The organism is bacterium (genome assembly GCA_004299235.1).
Classification (GTDB): Bacteria; Chloroflexota; Dormibacteria; order Dormibacterales; family Dormibacteraceae; genus SCQL01.
Genome location: SCQL01000015.1, coordinates 20,808 through 28,131, shown reverse-complemented (window position 1 = coordinate 28,131; position 7,324 = coordinate 20,808). Strand labels below are relative to the sequence as shown.

Here is a 7,324-nt window from a genome sequence, read left to right as displayed (position 1 = left end):
TGACGACCGGCCAGCCCACGTTAACAACGAGCTCCCTCGCACCAAAGAAAGTCGGGCCGTTCCCACCAAGCCCCATTTTCATTGCTGTCGGTTCACCCCGCGGGTGGCGTGTCGTTAACAACCTGGGCTGACAGAGCCGGTTGAAGTTCCTAAAGTCACCTGCCAGGCTCGGCAGGCTGGGGGAGGGAGCAGCCGGGAGAGGGAGGGCCCCCGGAGGGGCTTGGAAATTCTGCTCAGGCCGGGTGTTCGCGGTGCTCCCGGAACAGCATCACGCGGCAATTCGCGTTCTTCAGAACGTACGGCACCGTCTTGCCCAGGTTGAATTCCCCAAACCGCCTCTTGTACGGCAGCCCCATGACGATGAGATCGGCGCCCCACTCGACCGCCTCGTCCACCAACGCGGGCCCGGTGTCCCGTGCCTGTACCAGCTCCGTCTCCACCGGGAGCTGAGCCTCCGCCGCCAGCTGCTCGACCTCGTCCAGGATCTTCTCCCCGCGCTCCACGACCTCGTCCAGGACCGCCCCGAGCGGTAGCGACCGGTTGACCTCGACGATGTGCACGCCGTACAGCCGCCCCCCCTGCGGATCCGTCATGCGGCACGCCAGCCGCACGGTCTCGGCATCGATACCCTGGCCGCCGACAGCGACGAGGACCTTTCGAGCCGTCGGAAGGTGAGCGTGGTCGGCCATCAGTGTTGGGGCCCGCGCCGGACCCGGCGGATCACCACATACGCTCCCAGGAGCCAGGAGATCAGGACCGTCGCGCCGGCGATGCCTTGCGCCACCGGATCCAGGCTCCGATGGGCGGCCAGGTAACCCAGCACCCAGAGGCCGATTCCGAACGCCATGACACCCATGAACATGAATGGGAAGCGCAAGGGCCCAAATCCTAACAAGGTCAGTCGCGCGCGCCATGAGGGCGCTCCGAGGTCCTCCCTATAATTCAACGCGCCTTGAAGCTGATGATCGTGGGCTGCGGTCGCGTCGGCTCGCAGATCGCCGCCGACATGGACGGGGCCGGCCACCAAGTCGTCATCGTCGATCGCGACCCCAACCAGTTCAATCGAGCCGCCTCACGCGGCGTTCTGACCGGGGACTTCAGGGGCGACCAGGTCGTGGGCAACGGCACCGACGCCGACGTGCTGCGCCGGGCCGGCATCGAAGACGCGGACGGTTTCGTGGCCGTGACCGAAGGCGATAACCGAAACATCATGGCGGCTCAGATCGCCAAGCATGTGTTCAAGGTTCCGCGCGTCGTCGCCCGCATCTATGACCCGGAGCGCGCCGAGGCCTACGAGAAGCTTGGCCTGCACACGATCTGTCCGACCATCGATGGCGCCAAGCGCATCGAGAAGACTCTGTTGGCCAACCAGTAGGTGAAACCCGCATGTATGTGATCGTCGTGGGTGGCGGGACCGTCGGCTACTACATGTCGCGCGACCTCCTCGAGCGAGGACACGAGGTGACGCTCATTGAAAGAGATTCCCGCCGTGCGGACTGGCTCGAGACTCAGCTCGGCAGCATCGTGATGAGAGGCGACGGCTGCGAAGTCAAGTTTCTTTCACAGACGGGCATCGAACGGGCTGATGCCATCGTCGCGGTCACAGCCGATGACGAGGACAACCTCATCGCGCTGCAGATGGCCAAGCGGCACTTCGGGGTGAAGCGGACGGTCGCGCGCGTGAACAACCCAAGCAACGTCGAGATCTTCAAGACGCTCGGGGTCGATGAGGCTGTCTCCGCCACCGAGGTGTTGCTCGGAGCCCTGGAGCCACCGATCACCACCTGAGCAAAGAAAAAGGACCGCCCCCATTGGAGCGGTCCTCGTCGAATCCTGCTTACGAAGCCTTGCCGATCTTGTAGATCTTGGTGCCGCAGTTGGGACACGTACCAACTGTTGCCGGCTTACCGTTCTTCATCGTGATCGGCTGAGGGTCTTTCATCTCGACCTTTTTCTTGTCCTTCAAGCAGTAGCCTTCCACTAAGTCACCGTCCTTATTCGAGATTCTGTACTGGGGCGGACTCGCCCATTCTAGGGGGCGGTCTTTGCCCAATACAACCCCAATTCAAACTGAATTCAGCCGATCGTGCCCGGCGAGCCGTCGAACAGGTGACGAAACGGACCCTCAAAAGCGCCCTTGGCCCCCTCGTCGAACAGCACGAAGCGCACCTCCCGCGGCTCCCATCCTCCGGCCAGCGCAGCCCTCAGACAGCGGCCCATCACGCGCGCGCATTCGTCCATCGGAAAGCCAGCGATGCCCGTGCCCACCGCCGGAATCGCAATCGTTCGCACTCCATGCTCGTGCGCCAGCTGGAAGACCTGGCTCATAGAGGCGGCCAGCGACTCCTTCGTCGTGCGACCGCCCAGAGCCATGCTCGCCGCATGAATCACATGGTGGGCCGGCAGCTGTCCACCACCGGTGATCGCGGCCTCGCCAACTTTCACCGGCCCATGCGCGTCGCATTCCTCCTGGATCGCGGGTCCGCCGCGCCTGCGTATCGCGCCCGCCACACCGCCACCCAAGACGAGGTCGTTGTTCGCTGCGTTGACGATCGCGTCGACGTGTTGCTCGACCAGGTCGCCGACGACGATCACGATTCTCGGAGCAGGCATTCCTCGACCTCCACCACGCGCTCCGCCAACAGCTCGCCGGTGGCCTCCGCGAGGCCTCTGATGCCGACGTCGGAGATGGCCAGCGACGCGCACGCGACCCCCCACACAAGTGCGTCCTGAAGCCCGTTCGGCTGGCCTCCGGTCGTCAACCAGCGGGAAAGCATGCCGCCCGCGACGGCGTCACCCGCTCCGGTGGTGTCAACGGCTGGTCTGCCGGTCAGAGCCGGTACACGCACCACGCCGTCCTCCGTGTGAGCGCTGACGCCCCCCGGTCCCGCCTTCACGACCAGGCCTCGCAACGACCACCGGCTCCGGAATTGGCTTGGGTCGCTCCCGCCGAGGGCCGCGAACTCGTCCTGGTTGCAGTAGTACCAGCTCGCCCTCCGCAGCACTTCTTCTGCCGCCGGCGGGCGGGCATGGACGTACGACAGCATGGCGTCCGCGGCCAGCAATGAGGCTCCGCCGAGCATCTCCACCAGCTGGGCCTGGCGGTCCGGGCGCATGGACCCGACAAATGCCCAGCCGTCAAAGCCCGCCGGCGTGGCCGGTTCCCAGGTGTCGTAGATGTCGTCGCTGCTGCCAAGGTCGATGTTGCGGCCGTCGTGTTGATGGGCTCGCCACCGATACGTCCGGGCCGGCAGCACCTGGAGAAGCGCGGTGTCGATGGGGCGATGACTCAGAACGCGTTCGACCCGCCGGGCCGCATCGACTCCGACGGGAGCCACCAGCGTCACGGGCATGACCAGGCTTGCGGCCAACGCAAAGTACAGAGCGGAGCCTCCCAGCTCCTCCTCCAGCCTGCCAAACGGCCCGTCGCGAGTGTCGAGCGCGATCGAGCCCGCGACGAGGAGCTCGGGCGATTGGCTAGGCACGCCGACCCGTGCCGCTTTGCGCGGTGACGAGGTGTCGCGCCTCGCGAAGCTTCTCCAGGAAATCCTCCGGGCTCCTGTAATCCTCGATCTCCATCCAGCTGCGGCCGAGCTCTCGTGCGGCATGCGAGTCTGATCCTGTCGCCATCACCTTGCCGAGATCCGCGGCAAGCCGCGCCGCGGCCTGGTTCGCCGCGGCATCGCACCACGGGTTGTACGTCTCGATGATGTCGATGCGGTCGGCGAGCTCGACGACGCGGTCGGCGCGGAAATGAGACCTGCGGCGGTCGAGCGGATGGGGCACGTAGGTGAGCCCGCCCATCTCATGGATCAGGTCCATCACGTCCTCGGGCGGCAGATAAGGCGGCAGTCGGTGGGTGATGAACAATCCGATCACCTCGCCTTCCGAAGTCTTGGCCTCCTCACCGACGATGGCGAGCTCCGGCGCCAACCGCGCCAGCTGCAGCGCTCCTTCGACGGTGTTGTGGTCGGTCAGCGCGATGCGGTCGAGACCGACCTCGCGGCAGCGTGCGATGAGCTCCACGAGCGAGCTCTGGCCGTCATGGGAGTAGTGCGAGTGAAGATGAAGGTCGACCCGCACCCGAACAGCCCGCTACAGGGTCGCGGCTTCTTTCAGCGTCCGCTGGCGTGCCCGGGCGAAAAGAGGGATCACCTCCGCCGGGCCGCGGCTCCGGCACGCCTGATCCATCAGCGCCGCCTGCGCGTCGTAGATGATCTCCATCACCTGCTCCGGGCGGCGGTCGCGACCCAGGCGCGCGGGAAGCTCCGCGTCTGCGTGCCTCAGGACGACCATCAGCCGCGACACCAGCCATCCGGGCACGATGCGAATTCCTTGCACCAGACATTCCTCGACCCAGAAGAGCAGCTCGTCCGATTCTTGCAACAGACGGCGTGGTGTCATCGCTCGACGTCGCCTCCGATGCCAGCGGAGGTCGCGCTGCTGGTCGTCGACGGTTTGTTGCAACATGGCCTGCAACCCACTATATCAGCGGCTTCCCGCACTTCTTGGGGCGGTCGGATAGCACAATGTGCGCCAGCCTCCCGCCGCCGGAACGAGGTGAACCTGCCGATCGAACGTCCACTCTCTCCATCGCTGGCGCACGCGATAACGCATGGTCATTCGAGCAACGTTGCTGTACGTGCGGTGGTGCTCCTGATCGGTCCAGCCTTCGAGCACCGCGACGCTGACCACCTGCATGTCGAGGAGCTCTGTCTCATCGTCCAGCCGCGGCATGTTCCGGATGAAGGAGTCGCGCCCACCCCATGCCCGCTGCGCGTCTTCGGCGAGCATCTCCCACATCTCATCAAACCCGCCCTCCGCGTGGAGCTTCATGAACCGCGTCTCGAAAGTCGCCGGCGCGATCGACGTCGGCGGGGGCGGGCGCAACGGTTCCATCGGCGGCGGCAGGGCGGCGGCCGCGCCCGGCGTGCCGGTGCCGACCGGGGCGCTGACGAAGCGTCCGAAATCATCCGCCGGCCACGTCGTGAACTGGCCCGCGATCCGGGTGATCACGGACTCAACAGCCTGCCAACGTCGAAGGGGGCGAAGAAATCTATTGACCATTGGCCCTAGATGTTGTGTGATTTCCCCAGACTGTATACAGAATGTGGATAACTCGCAACTACCAGCGCTCACGGGCCTGCCGCCGAGGCGGGCGGCCGCGCGCTCGAGAGCGGCGGCCTGGATGCGGTACTCCGCATCGATGGGCGGGCATCCGGATCATCGCCAGGCGGATCCGCGTCAGCCGATGATGCGCATCGGCGTGTCTGCCTGGAGGGTGTCTCCTCGAGCTCAGCCGGCGCTCAGCCGGCGCACGACCGCGGCGACCTCGGCCAGCGGCAGCCCGACGGGACAGGCGGCAGAGGCAGCTTCGAGGTCCGGCTCGTCGCCGTCGAGGTCGGAGGCAGCCTCGCCCAGGCGCGCGTAGAGGCGCATGTAGGAGGAGGCGAGGTCCGGCAGGCGCGTCTTGCCGATTCGTCCGGCAGCCAGTGCGCACAGCCCGCAGTTGATGCAGCCGACCAGGTGCGGATGTCGCTCGCGCTCTTGCGGCGCCAGCGCGCGCATACCGTCCGACGCGTATGTGTCCAGCAGATCCACCAGCTGCGAGCGGTGACGCGTCAATCGCCGTCGCGCCAGGTGCAACCCGTACGCCCACGCCAGTTTCGCCAGCGAGTCGGTGCGCCCCATCGCTCAGACGCTCAAGCCTCGCAGCGCGCCCTGGGCCAGCTCCTCCTCGGCCCATCCCGCATGGCCCAGAACGGGAGCCCGGCCCAACCACGCACCGCGGACGAACTCCCGCACCGCATCGAATCTCTGCGATGCGCTCCAGCCCAGCTCGCCGCCGATGACCTCCGCGGCGCGCATCACGCATGCGGCGCCCGCGCACGGCCCGGCCGCCAGGCCGACGCGCCGGAAGGCGTCGGGGAGGGAGCGCACCTGCTCGTGGCGTGATGCGTAGGCGAGCTCGGCTTCGGTGATCGGTTCACACCGGCAGACGACGCGACCTTCGCGGGTTTCGTCCAGCACTTTGGCCGCCCTCGACCCGTGACGGCTCTGGACTTTGACTGCGGCCAGCGTCGGGATTCGATGCCGTCGCGCGAGCTCGACCGCCGGTTCCATGTCTGACTCGTTGCCAGGCAAGGGGGTGGTGGCGGTGGTGCAGGGCGCTTGGTGACCGAGCTTCCGGCACACGGCGTCCGAGGTCTCCTCGGCCATCAGGCGATACATCGACAGCTTGCCGCCGGCGATGCTGACGAATCCCTCGACCCCCTCGGCGGCGTGGTCGATCACCTCATATCGTCGCGACAGCTCGTCCTCGTAACGCCTCCACTTGAACAGGGTGGGGCGCACTCCGGTGGTCGCGCGCACCGGGCGGTAGTCCCTGATCGCCGGGAAGACGCGCTCGAACGCTTGCAGCAGGTAATCGACCTCGTCTTCGAGCACGTCCACCGCATCCAGATCGCCGTAGAAGTCGTCGTCGGTGGTCCCCAGGAGCGTGAAACCTCCGTGCGAGACCATGAGCAGGTCTCGTCCGTCGATCGACTCCGCGCTGATCGAGAACTCTGAGATGCGGTGCGGATAGACGATGTGGATGCCTTTGGCGGGACGCAGTCGAACTCCCACTCCGGCCAGCGCACCGACCTCGGGCGACCAGGGTCCGGCCGCGTTCACCACCACTCTGGCGCGGGCTTCCGACATCGCGCCGTCGGCAGCCCGATAGCGCACGCCGATGACACTGCCGCCATCCCGAACCAGGCCGACGACGCGCGTGTGGTTGAGAGCACGGGCGCCGTGCGCGACGGCGTCCTCCACGTTGGCGTACACCAGCCGGTGTGGGTCCACGCCCCACTCCTCCATGGTCACGGCGCCGACGATGTCGCCGGAGAGCCCGGGTTCGGCCTGCCGCGCCTCCTCCGCCGTCAGTCGCTTGTGGGGATGCGCCTTCTTGAGCGGCTGGAAGCGGTCGTAAACCTCCATCGCCGTCTCCATGCGTTCGATGTTGTTCCGGTCGTGGGGGAGGATCGGGAGGATGAAGGCGACGCGGTAGACGAGGTTCCGCGCGATCGTCACGATGTGGCCCGCGTCCTGGCAGGAGAGGCGAGTGGTGTCCCAGTCGAATTCCAGGTAGCGCGGCCCGCCGTGGATCATCCAGCTCGAGCCGCCGCTCGTGCCCCCACCCCAATCGCCTTTCTCGAGCAGCAGCACCGACAGGCCGCGCAAGGAGAGGTCGCGGGCGATGCCCGCCCCGGTGATGCCTCCACCGATCACGCAGACGTCATGAGCGCTTGGCGCCGCACCGGGCCCGGGGTTACGGGCCACG

Annotated in this window: 11 protein-coding genes; 2 read left to right on the top strand and 9 right to left on the bottom strand. The window is 66.7% G+C overall.

Annotated features, from left to right (window positions below):
• Positions 1–233 precede the first annotated feature (233 nt).
• A complete protein-coding gene (locus EPN29_04195; protein TAN34156.1) occupies positions 234–914 on the bottom strand; it encodes a universal stress protein in 681 nt (226 codons plus the stop codon).
• 38 nt (positions 915–952) lie between these two features.
• Between EPN29_04195 and EPN29_04190 the strand changes: the two genes are divergently transcribed.
• Together EPN29_04190 and EPN29_04185 are read left to right on the top strand one after the other, a co-directional pair.
• Positions 953–1,375 (top strand): TrkA family potassium uptake protein, encoded by a 423-nt coding sequence (locus EPN29_04190; protein ID TAN34155.1) that lies wholly within the window; start codon positions 953–955, stop codon positions 1,373–1,375.
• An 11-nt stretch (positions 1,376–1,386) separates the two neighbouring features.
• Positions 1,387–1,788 carry a TrkA family potassium uptake protein gene (locus EPN29_04185; protein TAN34154.1) on the top strand — a complete coding sequence of 134 codons (402 nt, stop codon included), beginning with the start codon at positions 1,387–1,389 and terminating at the stop codon, positions 1,786–1,788.
• A gap of 49 nt (positions 1,789–1,837) precedes the next feature.
• On the opposite strand, the gene EPN29_04180 is transcribed toward EPN29_04185, so the two are convergent.
• From EPN29_04180 to EPN29_04145, 8 genes are all read right to left on the bottom strand, one after another.
• Complete coding sequence (locus EPN29_04180) at positions 1,838–2,053, bottom strand: hypothetical protein (protein TAN34153.1); 216 nt, start codon at positions 2,051–2,053, stop codon at positions 1,838–1,840.
• 23 nt (positions 2,054–2,076) lie between these two features.
• Positions 2,077–2,613, bottom strand: a complete 537-nt coding sequence (locus EPN29_04175; GenBank protein TAN34152.1) for a hypothetical protein — start codon at positions 2,611–2,613, stop codon at positions 2,077–2,079.
• The gene (locus EPN29_04170) at positions 2,592–3,608 is read right to left on the bottom strand and encodes a hypothetical protein (protein ID TAN34151.1); all 1,017 of its coding nucleotides are present in this window, start codon (positions 3,606–3,608) and stop codon (positions 2,592–2,594) included. The genes EPN29_04175 and EPN29_04170 overlap by 22 nt, the downstream gene beginning before the upstream one ends.
• Entirely contained in the window at positions 3,478–4,083 is a 606-nt protein-coding gene (locus tag EPN29_04165; protein ID TAN34150.1) for a PHP domain-containing protein, read from the bottom strand. The genes EPN29_04170 and EPN29_04165 overlap by 131 nt, the downstream gene beginning before the upstream one ends.
• A 12-nt stretch (positions 4,084–4,095) precedes the next feature.
• Positions 4,096–4,470 carry a hypothetical protein gene (locus tag EPN29_04160; protein ID TAN34149.1) on the bottom strand — a complete coding sequence of 125 codons (375 nt, stop codon included), beginning with the start codon at positions 4,468–4,470 and terminating at the stop codon, positions 4,096–4,098.
• An 18-nt stretch (positions 4,471–4,488) separates the two neighbouring features.
• Complete coding sequence (locus EPN29_04155) at positions 4,489–5,016, bottom strand: hypothetical protein (GenBank protein ID TAN34148.1); 528 nt, start codon at positions 5,014–5,016, stop codon at positions 4,489–4,491.
• Between the two features lie 279 nt (positions 5,017–5,295).
• Complete coding sequence (locus EPN29_04150; protein ID TAN34147.1) at positions 5,296–5,691, bottom strand: hypothetical protein; 396 nt, start codon at positions 5,689–5,691, stop codon at positions 5,296–5,298.
• A gap of 3 nt (positions 5,692–5,694) precedes the next feature.
• Positions 5,695–7,323: an FAD-dependent oxidoreductase gene (locus EPN29_04145; GenBank protein TAN34146.1), complete on the bottom strand. Its 1,629-nt coding sequence runs from the start codon at positions 7,321–7,323 to the stop codon at positions 5,695–5,697.
• Position 7,324 lies beyond the last annotated feature (1 nt).